Origin of the sequence: Rhizobium leguminosarum (assembly GCF_001679785.1) — a bacterium.
GTDB classification, from domain to species: Bacteria; Pseudomonadota; Alphaproteobacteria; order Rhizobiales; family Rhizobiaceae; genus Rhizobium; species Rhizobium leguminosarum_R.
In genome coordinates this window covers 4,722,343-4,738,434 of sequence record NZ_CP016286.1, presented here as the reverse complement: position 1 = coordinate 4,738,434, position 16,092 = coordinate 4,722,343, and the positions used below count along the sequence as shown (strand labels likewise).

Sequence of the window (16,092 nt, the reverse complement as noted above, 5' to 3'; positions counted from 1 at the left end):
GTTAACGCGACAGCGACGCAGTTCGTTGCGCCCCCCGGAAAAGAAGAGCCTGCTCGACAGCGATACCTGCGCGGTGGCATGGGCTACCCTTGGCGAAAGGCGCCGCGGTTTCCATATCTGGCGGCAGTCGAAAGAGGGATGATGACGATGAAAGCGCTTCTGCCCGCCTTGTTTGGCGGGGCATTGCTTGCCGGCTGCTCCGCGGCGGATACGCCGGCGCTGGAACCCATTCCCGGCAGCATTACCTATGGCGGCCAGCCGCGAACGAAGCTTAGCAAATCGCCGGTCGGCAGCGTCGTCTACAACCAATTCTATAACGGGACGGGCCAGCGCGTGGAGGAAACCTATATTCTTCAGCCGGACCGCAGCCTGAAGCTGGTGCGGCGCGAGATCGGTCCGGATTTCCCCGACTGAGATGTTGTTCGCGCGCCAGATCGCTTGACAGGGACGGCAATCGCGAACATTCAAGGAACATCTAATCTTTCCCCAGTGATTCTGCGGGAGCCCGACCGGACGGCTGGATGTATCTCGAAAAGCTCAATCCGCAGCAGCGCATGGCCGTCGAGCACGGCACGCTCATCGACGGCAGCCATATTGCCGGGCCGCTGCTGGTCATTGCCGGCGCCGGTTCCGGCAAGACGAATACCTTGGCGCATCGCGTCGCCCATCTCATCGTCAAGGGCGCCGATCCCCGCCGCATCCTGCTGATGACCTTCTCGCGCCGGGCAGCCGCCGAGATGGCGCGACGCGTCGAGCGCATCTGCCGCGATGTGCTTGGTGCGAATGCCGGCGTGATGGCGGACGCGCTTTCCTGGTCCGGCACCTTCCACGGCATCGGCGCGCGGCTGTTGCGCGATTATGCGGAGCAGATCGGTCTCGATCCTGGGTTTACCATCCACGACCGCGAAGACAGCGCCGATCTGATGAACCTGATCCGGCACGACCTCGGCTTCTCGAAGACGGAAAGCCGCTTTCCCACCAAAGGCACCTGCCTTGCCATCTATTCCAGGGCGGTGAATTCCGAAACCGCGCTCGACCTGGTGCTGCGCGACGTCTTTCCCTGGTGCGCGACGTGGGAGAAACAGCTGCGCGAACTTTTCGCCAGCTATGTCGAGGCCAAGCAGAGCCAGAACGTGCTCGATTACGACGACCTGCTGCTCTACTGGGCGCAGATGGTCGGCGAAGCGATGATTGCCGAGGATATCGGCAGCCGCTTCGACCATGTGCTGGTCGACGAATATCAGGACACCAATCGGCTGCAGGCCTCGATCCTGCTGGCGCTAAAGCCCCAGGGCCAGGGGCTGACCGTCGTCGGCGACGACGCACAATCGATCTATTCCTTCCGTGCCGCGACAATACGCAATATTCTCGACTTTCCCGCCGCCTTCAGCCCGGCCGCCAATATCGTCACGCTCGACCGCAACTACCGCTCGACGCAGCCGATCCTCGCCGCCGCCAACGCCGTCATCGATCTCGCCTCGGAGCGCTTCACCAAGAACCTCTGGACCGAGCGCCAATCGTCCGAGCGGCCGCGCCTGGTCACGGTGCGCGACGAGGCCGAGCAGGCGCGCTACATCACCGACATGGTGCTCGACAATCGCGAGGAAGGTGTGACACTCAAGCAGCAGGCCGTGCTCTTCCGCGCCTCGCATCACAGCGGGCCGCTGGAGGTCGAGTTGACCCGGCGCAACATCCCCTTCGTCAAATTCGGCGGGTTGAAGTTCCTCGACAGCGCACATGTGAAGGACATGCTGGCCGCCCTTCGCTTCGCGCAGAACCCGCGCGACCGGGTGGCGGGCTTCCGGCTGATGCAGATCCTGCCGGGCGTTGGGCCGTCGACGGCGCAAAAGGCACTCGACCTGATGGCCGAAGACGCCAGCCCGATCTCTGCTCTTGCCGCCATGCCGGCGCCGCCGCGCTCCGGCGAGGACTGGACTGATTTCGTTGCCATGCTGCAGGAGATGAAGTCCGGCAAGGCAGGCTGGCCGGCGGAAATCGGCCTGGCGCGGCAATGGTATGCGCCGCATCTGGAACGGCTTCATGAGGACGCGACCACGCGGCAGGCCGACCTGCTGCAGCTCGAGCAGATCGGCAGCGGTTATGCCTCGCGGGAGCGCTTTCTCACCGAGCTCACCCTCGATCCGCCGGACGCGACCAGCGACCAGGCGGGCGTGCCGCTTCTCGACGAAGACTATCTCATCCTGTCGACCATCCATTCCGCCAAGGGCCAGGAATGGACGAGGGTCTTCATGCTGAACGTCGTCGACGGCTGCATACCGAGCGATCTCGCCGTCGGCACCACCGCCGAAATCGAGGAGGAACGCCGGCTGCTCTATGTCGCGATGACACGCGCCCGGGATGGTCTCGACCTCGTCGTGCCGCAGCGCTTCTTCACCTATGGGCAGAACTCACAGGGCGACCGGCATGTCTATGCCTCACGCAGCCGCTTCATTCCGGCAACGCTGCTGCAGTTCTTCGAGGCCTGCAGCTGGCCGCAGGTGAAATCGCAGACCGTCGCCCAGCAGCAGGCGCGGCAGGTGCGCATCGATGTCGGCGCCCGCATGCGCGGCATGTGGCGATAATTGGGTAGCGTTAGAGTGAAAGCGGCGGCTCGGCCGGTTTCAGGAATTGCTCGACCCTAGCCACCTCCACAGCCTCGACTGATGCCGGCGACCATTGCGGATTGCGATCCTTGTCGATGACGGCAGCGCGGATGCCCTCGAAGAAGTCGGGATTGTCAAGCATCTGCAGACAGGCGCCGAGTTCACGGCCGAGGCATTCGGCAAGCGAGGCGCTGCGGCGGCCGGCTCTGAGCAGCCGCAAAGCGAGCTTCAGGCTGGTCGGCGAACGCGTCAGCAGCACCCGGCGCGTCTCGGCGGCGAACTCGCCCTTCTCCCCGGCGAGTGCTGCCAGGATCTCCTCGACGTTATCGAACCGAAATGCGCGATCGATCATCGCCGCGTTCTGCCGCAGCCGGCTTTCTCCCGCGGGCTCCGAAAGCACCTGCAGCACGGCATCGACATCGCCGGATGAGCTGCCGCGCGGCAGGGCACATAGAGCATCGATCACCTCGCTGAGCCGCGACGAAGCGGTGTGAAGGTCGGCAAGGCGAGCGTGGATGGCGTCGGCCGCACCGATATCGAGCCCCGTCAGGCCGAGCCATGTTCCGGCTTCGCCGGGGCCACGCGGCAGCAGCCAGGTGGCGCCGACATCCGGGACATAGCCGATGCCGGTTTCGGGCATGGCCATCCGGGTGCGCTCGGTGACGACGCGGTGGCGACCGTGCGACGACAGGCCGACGCCGCCGCCCATGGTGATGCCGTCCATCAGCGCGACATAAGGTTTGGGGTAGGCGGAAATCATATGGTTGAGGCGGAACTCCTCGCGCCAGAAGTTTCCGGCGAGGCCATCGCCGGCGCGGGCGCTCGCATGCAGGGCGCGGATATCGCCGCCGGCGCAAAAGCCGCGTTCGCCCTCCCCCATCATCACGACGCTTGTCACCTCGGGATCATCGGCAAAGTCGTGAAGGGCCGCAGTGATTGCGCGAATCATCGGCAGCGTCAGGCTGTTCAGCGCCCGCGGCCGGTTGAGCCGAATGATAGCAGCAGTCCCTCGCCGTTCAATGATGACTTCGCCGTCCTGCATGGTTCACCTCAATTGTTACGACCATGAATAAACGACGACGTAGCTTCGCTCCAGTCGATTTAAGACCGGTGGGGAGATTGGCTCAGGCAGACAGCGAATTGCGGGCGGAGGCTGCGGTCTCGCACCGCGCGGCGTAATCGATGGCAAGTTCGAGCGGCAGCGGCCGCGAGAAATGATAGCCCTGCGCCAGACGAACGCCCATCGCCTTCAATCCCTCGGCGATCTCCTCGCTTTCGACGCCTTCGGCGACGGAGGCAATGCCGAGATTCTGGCAGAGATTGGCGACCGAGCGGGTGATGTTCATGCAACGGGCGTCACGATCGAATTCATCACGAAGGACTTGTCGATCTTCAGCTTGTCGAAGCCGAGACGATGAATATGGCTGAGGCTCGAATAGCCGGTGCCGAAATCGTCGAGCGCAATCGAGATGCCGGCAGCGCGCAGCATCGTGATCACCTGGTCGGCGGTGTCGAAATCGGAGAGCAATGCGGTCTCGGTAATCTCGAACTCGATGCGCTTCGGATCGATGCCGGAGCGGGTGATCATTGCCAGCAGCGCCATCGAGGTCTCGTGGTCGCAAATATCGCGTGCGGAGAGATTGAAAGACAGGCTCAGATGCCGTGGAATGATCGCCAGCGCTTCGAGCGCCTTGGCGAAGAGGATGCGGGTCATGCGGCCGATGACCGCCGTGCGCTCGGCAGCGGGAATGAAGGCTTCGGGACTGATGCGGCCGAAGCGGGCGCTGTCCCAGCGGGCGAGCGCCTCGTAAGCGACGACGCGGCCGCTCCTCAAGTCGACGATCGGCTGATAATCGAGTTTCAATTCCTTGGCGAAATCATTCGCCTGCAGTTCGAGTTCGATCAGGTGGCGCTGCGTCAGGATCTTCTCGTGCTCGGCTGAAAAAAATTCGACGCCGCTGCTGCGCTTGCTCTTGACCTGGTAAAGAGCGAAGTCCGCTTTCTCGTAGAGATCCTCGGCGGTGTATGTGCCGATATCGGGATAGACGATGCCGCAGGAGCCGAAGACGCGGACCGAGCCGTCGGGGATTTCGAAGGGGTCGCGGACGGCAGCGCAGAGCGCCTGGCCGAGATCAGCGATCGCCTGGCGCGTCATCGAGCAGGGAAAGATGATCCCGAACTCATCGCCGCCGAGACGGGAGACGATGCCCTCTTCGCCGACCAGCGCGACGAAGCGGCGGGCCGTCTCCTTGAGCACGAGGTCGCCGGCGGCATGGCCGAAGACGTCGTTGACCGGCTTGAAGCCGTCGAGATCGAGAATACCGAGGACGGGCGGCGAAGACGGATTCTTTTGCAGCCGTTTTTCCAGCGAGAAAAAGAAGCTGCGGCGATTGGCAAGGCCGGTCAGCTGGTCATGCAGCGCATTGCGGCTGTTGACGAGGTTCAGCTCTTCGGCTTCCGCCTGCTTCTGCTTCAGCTCCTCGGTCAATTGCACGAGACCGACGAAATTCTGGAAATAGCTGTTGATCACCCTGAGGAAGGGCAGGATCAGGAAGAGGCCGCTGATGGCCGTCGCGACGAAAACGGGATTGCCCGAGAACAGGAAGGTCGCGACCATGGCCGAGAAAGTGATGACCGTGGTCAGCGCTGCCGCCATCGGCAGGTGCATCAGGCAAAAGATGCAGGAAATGCCTGTCACGACGAGGAAGTAGGCGATCTGACCCTGCTGGGAAGCATCGCCATATTGGTAAAGCGCGATCGCCCAGCCGCCGAAAGCGACGGCCAGAATGCCTGCGCCTGATATCGTCACCTTCATCAGCCTGTAGGCCTGCTCGGCGGTGACGTTTTCCTTGCCCCGGATCTCCCACCAGCAGAGACGGAAGACACAGACGACGCACAAGGCCACGGGAATGTAGAGCGAGAGCCAAAGGGGGGCGGATTTGAGGTGGGTGATCGCCACCGCAAGGGCGTTGATGATCAGCAGGACATAGAGAATGGGGATCTGCGACGACAGGGCCCGGAACTGCGCCGTCAGAAGCGTTGGATTGTCTTTTTGCAGCTGCAATGAGGCGAGAAAGTTCTTCATCTTCTCTTTTCCGTTGGCCCCGAGCCAGCCAGAGAAAGCTTCATATTTCCTTATTCACGTGACGGCATGCAGCCCCCCGCAGGCGCGGGGACGATAAACGGGTTCCCAGATCAGAACGAAGCGGCGGCGAGTGCCCGGTGGATGCTGTGCAGGTCATCGACATTCTTGTTCGAAAGGAACAGTTCCCAATCGAGCGAGCTCTGGACGATGGTTTCCAGCGAATCGTATTTGGGCTTCCAGTCGAGCACCTGCCGTGCGAGCGAAGCGTCTGCGACGACGCTTGCCGAATCGCCGGCGCGCCGCGGCGCCATGTGGATCTTGAAGGAATGCCCGTGCAGGCGGGTGACCATGTTCAACACGTCGAGCACCGAATAGCCGCTGCCATAACCGCAATTGGCAACGAGCGAGCCCTTGCCTCTGCGCAGGTGCTGCAGCGCTTTCAGATGTGCATCCGTGAGATCGCTGACATGGATGTAGTCGCGCACGCCGGTGCCGTCATGGGTGGGATAGTCGATGCCGTAGACATGGACGCTGTCACGCCTGCCGAGCGCTGCCTCGCAGGCGACCTTGATGAGGTGCGTGGCGCCTGAGGTCGACTGGCCGGCACGGTGGTGCGGGTCGGCGCCGGCGACGTTGAAATAACGAAGCGCGACATAGTTGAAATCATAGGCGGCGGCGGCATCGCGCAGCATGAACTCGGTCATCAGCTTCGACTGGCCGTAAGGATTTTCCGGATTGAGGGGGGCCGTCTCCTTCACCGGCAGGTCGGTCTTTTGCTGGCCGTAGACGGCCGCCGTCGAGGAGAAGACGAAGTTGCGGATACCGGCCTTGACCGAAGCGCTCAGAAGCGCCCGGGTCTTGCCGGAATTGTTGTCGTAATAGGAGAGCGGATCGGCGACCGAGACCGGGACGACGGCGGAGCCGGCGAAATGGATGATCGCCTCGATGTCGTTTTCGATGAAGACCTTTTTCAATATATCGGGATCGGCAACGTCGCCGAGATAGAAACGCGCCGCCGGCGCCACCGCCCAGCGAAAGCCCGTGGAAAGGCGGTCAAGCACGACCACATCCTCGCCTGCATCAAGCAGCGCCCAAACCATGTGACTGCCGATATAACCGGCCCCGCCCGTCACCAAAACCGCCATGTCCCGCATCCCTGCTTTCGTTTTTTAGAAGCAGGGGCATCAGGCGCCGGTTTTTCTTTCCAATTTTCTTATCGCACGGCCTTTGGAAGGCCTTTGAACGGGTATGTTTGGAGTCGTGGTTAGAGGCCGATTTCGGGCTTTGCTAGAGTTTTATCGATCCGGCGATTTCGGCACAAAATCGACGCCTCAGTCGCCACGACGCGTCTTGCGGCCAGTGCTTCTCAAAGCTTGAGGATATAGTCGCAGAGGCGCTCGGCCGCGATCGCCACCTGCGTGGGATCGCGCAGGAAACAGGCGCGCAGGAAGAGTTCGCCGCCCGGCCCGAAAGCGGTGCCGGGAGCAAGGCCGACGCCTGTCTTGTCGACGATGTCGAGCGCTGCCTTGCGACTGTCGGCGACGCCGTCGATCTTCAGGAAGGCGTAGATCGCGCCGTCCGGTTTCAGCGTCTCGACGCGGTTGGTGGCGACAAGCGCATCGCAGAGAATGTCGCGAGAGCGGGCCGCCTTGGCGATATTGGCAGCGACGAAATCGTCGCCTTGATCAAGGGCTGCGACGGCGCCCTTCTGCATGAACTGCGCCACACCCGATGTCGAATACTGGATGAGGTTTTCGAGCACCTGGCCCATTTCAGGCGGTGCTACAATCCAGCCGACGCGCCAGCCGGTCATCGACCAGTTCTTCGAGAAGGAATTGACGAAGATGATCTTGTCGCCCTCGTCCATCACATCGAGGAAAGAGGGCGCGCGGCCGCCGGCAAAATAGTAGCGGGCGTAGATTTCATCTGCCAGGATCCAGAGGTCGTGCTTGCGGGCAAGCGCCAGGATATCGCCAAGATCCTGTTTCGTTGCGGTCCAGCCCGTCGGGTTCGACGGCGTGTTGATGAAGATGCCCTTGGTCTTCGGGGTGATCGCGGTTTCGATGCGATCAAGATCGACCGCCCATTTGCCGCCTTCAAACTGCAGCTCGACACTGACTGAGCGCGCACCTGCTATCTCGAGGGCGGCGGCAATGTTCGGCCAGGAAGGCGAGAGGTAAACCAGTTCGTCGCCCGGCGAGGTCAGCGCCTGCACGGCAATCTGGATCGCCTGCATGCCGGAACCGGTGACGTAGAAATGCTCGACCGGAAGCCGGATTTCGAAATGTCTGTTGTAATAATCGGAAAGTGCCTGGCGAAGCTCCGGAATGCCGCGCTGCCAGGTGTAAAAGGTCTCGCCGGCGGCAAGCGCCTCGATCGCCGCCCTGCTGATGAAATCGGGCGTCGGCAGATCACCCTCACCCACCCAGAGCGGCAGCAGGCCTTCGCGGCCACGGGCATAGTTGACGAGTTCGACGATCCCGCTTTCGGGCGCCGCCAGGGCGCGCGGGCTGAGGCTGCTGACAATCGACATGCATATCTCCGGTTTCCGCCTTCATAGCGGATTTGCGCCGGCAAATCCCATGACATCCAGTGATGGCATATCGATTTTGGTGATGAATGGGCCAGGCCGAAGCGGACGGGATCAAGCCGTCGGGCGCGTGGCGAGAAGATCGCGGATTTCCGTCAGCAGCTGAACGTCTGCCGGCGGCGGGGGCAGTTCCTCCGGTGCAGCCTTTTCCTGGCGCTCAACCTGGGCACGCAGGGTATTCACGCCCTTGACCATCAGAAATATGATCCAGGCGAGAATGAGGAAGTTGATGAGCACGGTGAGGAAGCTGCCATAGGCAAAGACCGCTCCCTGCTCGCGGGCGGCGGCGAGCGACTGCGCGTTCACGGCCGACGAAAGCGGGAGGAAGTAATTCGAAAAATCGAAGCCGCCGAAAATGGCGCCGACGATTGGCATGATGAGGTCATCGACCAACGATTTGACGATGCCACCGAAGGCGCCGCCGATGATGACGCCGACTGCAAGATCCATGACATTGCCGCGGGCGATAAAGGCCTTGAACTCATTGAGCATCGGATCCGTCTCCCTTTGATGCATTTTCAAAGACATGCAATGGGTTTCATTAGCTACATCTTCATTGCAATTAATCAATCGGCAATCGCAACTATTCGGCGATACCTCCCCCGCGGTCTTTGACTTAAGGCCTAGACGGCAGGAATTTTCAAAGTGCCTGAAATGACCTAAGCTGACCCACGTTGCGGGAGGTCCCGGCGGGTTTTCCGCCGGCGGAGGGTCAATGCTTCCAGGCTGGGTTATATTCGCGTCTGCCTTCGGCTATCTGCTCCTGCTTTTCGCCGTGGCAAGCTATGGCGACCGCAAGAACCGCGGCCAGGGCACGCCGCAGGGCGGCCAGGGCACGCTGAGCGGATGGCCGGTGGTCTATGCGCTGAGCCTTGCGATCTACTGCACCTCCTGGACCTATTTCGGCAGCGTCGGGCTTGCGGCGCAGCGGGGCCTAGAATTTGCCGGCATCTATATCGGCCCGATCCTGGTCTTCACCCTCGGCATGCCGCTGCTTCGCCGCATCATCGAGCTCGCCAAGGCGGAGAAGCTCACCTCGGTTGCCGATTTCGTCGCCGCGCGCTACGGCAAGAACCCGACGGTCGCCACGATCGTCGCACTGCTCTCGCTGATCGGCGCCATTCCTTATATCGCGCTGCAGCTCAAGGCGATCTCCAGCACCGTCAGCGCCATGGTCAATCCTTCCGATTACGGCATCGGCAGCGGCAATCTCTATTTCCTCGACCTGCCGCTCGCCGCGACGCTGGTGCTTGCCTGTTTCGCCATCATGTTCGGCACGCGGCATACGGATGCGACGGAACATCAGGATGGGCTGATCCTCGCCGTCTCGATGGAATCGGTGGTCAAACTCGTCGCCTTCCTGACGGCCGGCGTCTGCGTCATCTGGTTTCTCTTCGATGGCCCGACCGATCTCTGGCGCAAGACCGTCGACAATGAGCTGGTCATGTCGGCGCTCAGCTACCATACGCCGATCAGCCGCTGGATCACCCTGATCATCTTGTCGGCCTTTGCGATCATCCTGCTGCCGCGGCAATTCCACGTGACGGTTGTCGAAAACCGAACGCCGAAACAGCTGAAACTCGCAGGTTTCCTGTTTCCCACCTATCTCATCGCCATCAATCTCTTCGTGCTGCCGGTGGCGATCGGCGGGCTCTTGACCTTCGGCGGCACCGGCAATGCCGATTTCTACATGCTGTCGCTGCCGCTTGCCGGCCAGATGCCCGTCATTTCGCTGATCATCTTCATCGGCGGTTTCTCCGCCGCGACGGCGATGGTCATCGTCGATTCCGTCGCACTGTCGATCATGGTGTCGAACGACATCATCATGCCGATCTTCCTCAGGCGCAAACTCGCCGGCCGCGCCGGCCAGCGCGATAATTTCGCCAAGACGCTGCTGAACATCCGGCGCAGCGCCATCTTCGCCGTGCTGCTGTTCGGTTATGCCTATTACCGCTCGACCGACAGCACCGCCGGCCTTGCCTCGATCGGCCTTCTTTCCTTTGCCGCGATCGCGCAAATCGCCCCAGCGCTGTTCGGTGGGCTGATCTGGCGGCGGGCGAATGCGCGCGGCGCGATCCTCGGGCTGACCTCCGGCTTCGTCATCTGGATCTACCTGCTGTTCCTGCCCTCGCTCGGCGGCCCCGATTATTCCTATGTGGCGAGCGCCGTGCTCGGCTTCATCTTTCCGGGGACTACACTGTTCACCGCGCCCGACGCCGATCCGCTGGTCAATGCGACGGCGATGAGCCTGCTCGTCAACACCGCCTTCTTCGTCGTCGGCTCGCTCACCCGCAACGCCAAGCCGCTGGAGCGCATCCAGGCCGGCATCTTCGTCAAGCGGCATTCGCGCTCGCAATTTGCCACGCGCGGCTGGAAGACCCGCATCAGCGTCGGCGATCTCAAGGCGGCGATCTCGCGCTACCTCGGCGAAGAGCGCATGCAGCGCTCGTTGACGACCTACGAACAAAGCTCCGGCCGCAAGCTAGAAGACGAGCAGCCGGCCGACATGGCGCTTATCCATTTCAGCGAACAGCTGCTCGGCAGCGCCATCGGCTCGTCCTCGGCCCGGCTGGTGCTGTCATTGATCCTGCAGAAGATCGAGGATGCTTCTTCCGACACCGCTTGGCTGCTCGACCAGGCGAGCGAAGCGCTGCAATATAACCAGGACATGTTGCAGACGGCCCTTTCGCAGATGGACCAGGGCATTGCCGTCTTCGACAGTTCCAACCGGCTGACGATCTGGAACCGGCGCTTCCGGCAATTGCTGGACCTGCCTGAGAATGCCGGCCAGGTCGGTTTTCCCTTGTCCGAAATCGTCACCACGCTCAGCCAGCGCGGCGACATCGCGCCCGGCGATCTCAGCCAGACTGTCCGGCATTTCCTGACGCTCGACAAACCCTTTTCGCTGGTGCTCGGCGGCGGCGAGCGGATCATCGAAGTGCGCTCCAATGCCATGCCCGACAAGGGCATCGTCGCCACCTTCACCGACATCACCCAGCGCGTCAGCGCCGATAAAGCGCTGAAACAGGCGAATGAGACGCTGGAGCAGCGGGTCGTCGAACGCACCGCCGAGCTTACCCGCGTCAACCGTGAACTCGGCGAGGCACGCGCCGCCGCCGACGAGGCGAATATCGGCAAGACACGCTTTTTCGCAGCCGCCGGCCACGATATCCTGCAGCCGCTCAATGCCGCCCGGCTCTATTCCTCGGCATTGGTCGAGCGCATGGCGCAATCCGACAACAGCCCGATCGTGCGCAACATCGATTCCGCGCTGGAATCGGTCGAGACCATTCTCGGCGCAGTGCTCGATATCTCCAGGCTCGATACCGGCGCCATGCGGCCGCGGCTCGCCTCCGTCGCGCTCTCCGACCTCTTGGAGCGTATCCAGACCGATTTTGCGCCGATCGCCCGCGAAAAGCGGCTTAAGCTGGTGGTCATGCCGACGTCGCTACGCGTCCGCTCCGATCCCAACCTGCTGCGCCGGCTGGTGCAGAACCTGGTTTCCAACGCCATCAAATACACGATCACCGGCAAGGTGCTGGTCGGGGCGCGGCGGCGCGGCAACCAGGTGATCATCCAGGTGATCGATTCCGGCATCGGCATCCCGCCGTCGAAATTCCGCACCGTGTTCAAGGAATTCGCGCGGCTGGACGAAGGCGCGAAAACCGCCTCCGGCCTCGGGCTCGGCCTTTCGATCGTCGACCGCATCGCCCGGGTGCTCAATCATCCGGTCGAGCTGCAGTCGACGCATGGCAAGGGCACGGAATTCCGCATTGCCATGCCGCTCGACGTCTCGCGCACGGGCGCGGCTGCAGCAGCGGTTGCGCCCGCCGACCGTCCCGGCCAGCCGCTCAGCGGGCTGAAGATCCTCTGCATCGACAACGAGCCGAAGATCCTCGAAGGCATGCGGCTCTTGATCAGCGGCTGGGGCTGCGAGGTGGAGTCGCTCAATTGCCTGGCCGACGCCAACGCCGTGGATGGCCAGGAGGGATCACCTGATATCGTCATCGCCGACTACCATCTCGGCGACGGCACCGGCATTGCCGCGATCCTGCATCTGCGCCGGCAGTTCGGCGTCGATGTCCCCGCTTTGCTGATCACGGCCGACCGCACACCGGAGGTGCGCAGCGAGGCCGAACGACACGGCATCGCCGTTCAGCACAAGCCGGTGCGGCCGGCAGCGTTGCGCGCCTATATCACCCAAATTTCCGGCATCAAGCGCGCCGCCGCAGAATAACAGCGAACCTCAGTCCGTCGTGCTCATGACACGCGCAACCAGATCGCGCACACGCGCTGTCGCCGGCACATCGCCGAATAGGATGCGGTATATGATCGGCGCCACGACCTGGTCCATGACGCGCTCGACATCCGGAAAGGCCTCGCCGCGGGCCTTCGCCCTCTCGGCGATGACGTCGATCTGCTGGCGGGTATATTCGCTGCATTTACAGGCATTCGCGCCCGCCTGCGCCGCCAGCACGTCGCGGATCATCTCGCGGCCCGGGCCGGAGGACATTTCCTCGGCATATTGCTCGGCCCAGGTTTCGAGATCGGCCTTGCCGCTGCCGGCATCGATCGGCTGCATATCCGGCCGCAGCCGATCGACGGCGACATCGGCAAGAAGCTCCTGCAGGTCGCCCCAGCGGCGATAGATGGTCGATGGCGTTACCCCCGCCTTGCCGGCAATCAGCGGGATCGTCACGTCGGCGCGGCTCATCTCGGCCATCAGCTCACGGACCGCCTTGTGTACCGATGCCTGAACCCGGGCGCTTCTGCCGCCCGGACGGAGATTCTCTTTCACTGTCATGCCTGCAACCGTCTTTCGCCCTTTGACCTCGATGGTTCAAAATCTTTGACAGACCTATTAACGCAAATAATTTGCTTTTATGAAATGCCCGCTCTACATAAGCTAACGCAACGGCTTAGCTTTAAGGGGCTTATATATGTTCGCCGCAGCCAAATCCACCAAGAATTCGCCGCGCCCCTCGATCGGCTTTCATGCGCTGACGCTCGCGACCTTCTTCGGCGCCTCCGCGGCGCCGACGCCGCTCTACCGGATCTATGAGGAAAACTTCTCCGTCTCGCCGGTGCTGATCACGGTGATCTTCGCGGTCTACGCCTTCGCGCTGCTGGCAGCGCTGCTGACCGCCGGTTCGATCTCCGACCACCTCGGCCGCAAGCCGGTGATCTTCTTCGCCCTCGTGCTCGAAATCGTCGCCATGGGCCTCTTTGTCGTCGCAAGCGGTCCCGGCTGGCTGATCGCGGCGCGGATCGTGCAGGGGCTGGCAACCGGGATCGCCGGCGCCTCGATCGGAGCGGCGCTCGTCGATGTCGACCGGGCAAAGGGACAGATCGTCAATTCGATCGCGCCGCTTTGCGGCATGGCAGTGGGGGCAGTGGGCACCAGCGCCCTGATCCAATACGGCCCCTTCCCGATGCATCTGGTCTATGCGCTGTTGTTTGTCGCCTTCACGCTGCAGGCGGCTGCCATCTGGCTGACAGGCGAGACCGGCGGCACGCGGCCAGGCGCTCTCGGCTCGCTGATACCGCGGGTCACCATTCCCAGGCAGGTGAAGCGGCCGCTCTCGCTGGTCACACCGATCAATATCGCCAATTGGACGCTTGCCGGCTTCTATCTCTCGCTGGTCCCGTCGCTGGTCGCCAGCACAACCGGCAGCCGGGCGCCGCTGACGGGCGGGGCCGTCGTCACCGCGCTGATGGTGAGCGGAGCAATCGCCGTCTATCTCAGGCGCAGCAAGACGGCATCGGCCAATCTCGCTTTCGGCGTGTCGGCCAAGGCGATCGGCATCCTGACCGTCGTTGCCGGCGTGCATCTCGCCAATGTGCCGCTGCTGCTGATCGGCACGATTTTCACCGGCGCCGGTTTCGGCACCAATTTCCTCGGTTCGATCGGCACCATTATGCCGCTCGCCAAACCGGACGAGCGGGCCGGACTGCTGTCGGCCTTCTACGTCCAGAGCTACCTCGCCTTCAGCCTGCCGGCGATCCTGGCCGGGTTCCTGGCAAAGTCGGCCGGTTACGCATTGACGACGGATATCTATGCGACGGCGATCCTGCTTTTGATGGGCGTCGGATTGGTGAGCATTCGCGCCGACCGGCGGAAGGTCGCGGGGAGTGCTGCCTGACACTTCACGGCTTGAGATCGAGCAGCGCCCGGCCGCTGCCATCCATGGCGAAGGGCACCGAGGCGTGCTGGTGGGCAACCAGCCAGCGGCCATCCTGCTTGACGAGGCCGAGGGTCTGGCGGAACCACAGATCGACGGCTGCGCCGTCGGTCTTGGTCCCGGTCATGCGCGTGAGGCCGCTCCAGAAAGCCACATCCTCACCAACCGTCAGCCTGGCATCGCGCACATCGCCGCCGATCGGGCCTTCCCAGGTATCGAACCAGGCCTGCAGGCCCGCCTCGTCCTTGCCGTAGTAGACCAGCGGCGGCGCCAGCGAAAATTCGATCTCATCCTCGGTCTCGTAGGAAAGCGCATCCTTGGCGTTTTTTTCGCCCAACGCCTTGGCGCGCATCATCAGCATGGCGATGATCGCCTCTTCCTCGATCCTGGCATTCGCTTCGTCTTTCACGATCGTTCTCCTTCTGCGTTATGGACAGAGGACGAAGGGGAGGACGAGGATCCGACATCGACTTCGAGCTGAGCATGATGTCGTCCGAAAACCGCTCACACTTTTCGGCATCATGCTCTAGAGATAACTCGTCACCGTCGGCTCGTTCCACCAGGCATCGTGCCTGCCGTCGGAGTAACGGACCGGCAGTGCTGCCAGTTCCTCAGGGGTGATATCGTCGAGGCAGGCGATGTTGATCGAGACGTATGCGCCGCCGATCGCTTCGACATAACCGTCGCCGAAGGCCGGCACACCGCAGGTGCGGCAGAAGCGGTGATGACCGCTCATGGTATTGAACTGGTAGTCGGACATTTCCGCCTGGTCGCACATCAGCCGGAAATCCTCCGGCTTGACGTTGGCGCCCCAATAGCGGCGCTTGGCGCAGATCGAACAATTGCAGCGGCCGGTACCCTCCTCGAGGTCCATATCCACCTCATAATGCACTTTGCCGCAATGGCAGCTTCCCTTGTAAGTTTTCTTCATGGCGCTCTCCTCCCTCGGCGTTGCCTTCAGTATCCAGATATGACAATATGTTGTCATTATGGATGAAATACAAAATAGACAACATGTTGTCAAACAAAATCGACCGGAGCGGACGATGGAGGGGGATGCCTTTTCCGCTTTCGCAATCACCGCCCTTCGCCTCGCCGGTCATCTGACGGCGGCGGGCGACCAGTTGGCAAAGCCGGCGGGACAGACGAGCGCCCGCTGGCAGGTGCTGGCCGCGGCACGGCGCGGCGGCATGTCGGTGGCGCAGATCGCCCGCGCGCTCGGCCTCGCCCGCCAGGGCGTGCAGCGGCTTGCGGACGTGCTGGAGGGTGAAGGCCTGATCGCCTATGCCGACAACCCGCAGCACCAGCGCGCCAAGCTGGTGCGGCTGACGGAAGAAGGGGCCGCGCGGCTCGGTGTCATCGAGATCGCGCAAGCCGGTTGGGCCGACGAGCTCGGCGCTGCGTTCACGTCAGCCGAACTCGATGCGGCACGGGCGGTGATGGCGCGGGTTATGGAGATGCTGGAGGGTGGCGAGGCGGCAGGCGGTTGAAGGGCTTTGCTGTCTTGCGGGACTTGTTGTCGCCAGCGCCAAATTCAGTTTGGCGGTGCGAAAGATTCTTTAAGGTCGTGCCGTGAGCGCCCCCCTCTGCCCTGCCGGGCATCTCCCCCACAGGTGGGGAGATTGGCAAGAA

The 16,092-nt window shown here is 62.6% G+C and carries 12 protein-coding genes and 1 pseudogene; 5 read left to right on the top strand and 8 right to left on the bottom strand.

The window, feature by feature from the left end:
• The first annotated feature begins 147 nt into the window (after positions 1 to 147).
• Together BA011_RS23020 and BA011_RS23015 are read left to right on the top strand one after the other, a co-directional pair.
• Positions 148 to 414, top strand: coding sequence for a hypothetical protein (locus tag BA011_RS23020; protein WP_065282639.1), 267 nt, complete (start codon positions 148 to 150; stop codon positions 412 to 414).
• 107 nt (positions 415 to 521) lie between these two features.
• Positions 522 to 2,582, top strand: a complete 2,061-nt coding sequence (locus BA011_RS23015; RefSeq protein ID WP_065282141.1) for an ATP-dependent helicase — start codon at positions 522 to 524, stop codon at positions 2,580 to 2,582.
• 10 nt (positions 2,583 to 2,592) lie between these two features.
• On the opposite strand, the gene BA011_RS23010 is transcribed toward BA011_RS23015, so the two are convergent.
• From BA011_RS23010 to mscL, 5 genes and pseudogenes are all read right to left on the bottom strand, one after another.
• Positions 2,593 to 3,645, bottom strand: coding sequence for an enoyl-CoA hydratase/isomerase family protein (locus BA011_RS23010; protein WP_065282140.1), 1,053 nt, complete (start codon positions 3,643 to 3,645; stop codon positions 2,593 to 2,595).
• 82 nt (positions 3,646 to 3,727) lie between these two features.
• Positions 3,728 to 5,688, bottom strand: a pseudogene (locus tag BA011_RS23005) (putative bifunctional diguanylate cyclase/phosphodiesterase).
• A gap of 110 nt (positions 5,689 to 5,798) precedes the next feature.
• Complete coding sequence (galE, locus tag BA011_RS23000) at positions 5,799 to 6,833, bottom strand: UDP-glucose 4-epimerase GalE (protein WP_065282638.1); 1,035 nt, start codon at positions 6,831 to 6,833, stop codon at positions 5,799 to 5,801.
• Between the two features lie 221 nt (positions 6,834 to 7,054).
• On the bottom strand, positions 7,055 to 8,221 hold the full coding sequence (locus BA011_RS22995) for a pyridoxal phosphate-dependent aminotransferase (RefSeq protein ID WP_065282139.1): 1,167 nt from the start codon (positions 8,219 to 8,221) through the stop codon (positions 7,055 to 7,057).
• A 111-nt stretch (positions 8,222 to 8,332) separates the two neighbouring features.
• Positions 8,333 to 8,770, bottom strand: coding sequence for a large conductance mechanosensitive channel protein MscL (gene mscL, locus BA011_RS22990; RefSeq protein WP_003545282.1), 438 nt, complete (start codon positions 8,768 to 8,770; stop codon positions 8,333 to 8,335).
• A 223-nt stretch (positions 8,771 to 8,993) separates the two neighbouring features.
• Here mscL and BA011_RS22985 point away from each other — a divergent pair, with 223 nt between their 5' ends.
• On the top strand, positions 8,994 to 12,515 hold the full coding sequence (locus BA011_RS22985; protein WP_065282138.1) for a PAS domain-containing hybrid sensor histidine kinase/response regulator: 3,522 nt from the start codon (positions 8,994 to 8,996) through the stop codon (positions 12,513 to 12,515).
• A 9-nt stretch (positions 12,516 to 12,524) separates the two neighbouring features.
• Here BA011_RS22985 and BA011_RS22980 read toward each other — a convergent pair whose 3' ends face one another.
• Complete coding sequence (locus tag BA011_RS22980) at positions 12,525 to 13,082, bottom strand: TetR/AcrR family transcriptional regulator (RefSeq protein WP_065282137.1); 558 nt, start codon at positions 13,080 to 13,082, stop codon at positions 12,525 to 12,527.
• A gap of 136 nt (positions 13,083 to 13,218) precedes the next feature.
• Here BA011_RS22980 and BA011_RS22975 point away from each other — a divergent pair, with 136 nt between their 5' ends.
• Positions 13,219 to 14,421, top strand: coding sequence for an MFS transporter (locus BA011_RS22975; protein WP_065282136.1), 1,203 nt, complete (start codon positions 13,219 to 13,221; stop codon positions 14,419 to 14,421).
• Positions 14,422 to 14,425: 4 nt separating this feature from the next.
• Here the strand turns inward: BA011_RS22975 and BA011_RS22970 are convergent, their stop codons facing one another.
• Both BA011_RS22970 and BA011_RS22965 read right to left on the bottom strand, forming a co-directional pair.
• Positions 14,426 to 14,869, bottom strand: a complete 444-nt coding sequence (locus tag BA011_RS22970; protein ID WP_065282135.1) for a YybH family protein — start codon at positions 14,867 to 14,869, stop codon at positions 14,426 to 14,428.
• Positions 14,870 to 14,986: 117 nt separating this feature from the next.
• Positions 14,987 to 15,391 carry a GFA family protein gene (locus tag BA011_RS22965; protein WP_065282134.1) on the bottom strand — a complete coding sequence of 135 codons (405 nt, stop codon included), beginning with the start codon at positions 15,389 to 15,391 and terminating at the stop codon, positions 14,987 to 14,989.
• Between the two features lie 58 nt (positions 15,392 to 15,449).
• Between BA011_RS22965 and BA011_RS22960 the strand changes: the two genes are divergently transcribed.
• Positions 15,450 to 15,950, top strand: coding sequence for a MarR family winged helix-turn-helix transcriptional regulator (locus BA011_RS22960; protein ID WP_065282133.1), 501 nt, complete (start codon positions 15,450 to 15,452; stop codon positions 15,948 to 15,950).
• Positions 15,951 to 16,092 lie beyond the last annotated feature (142 nt).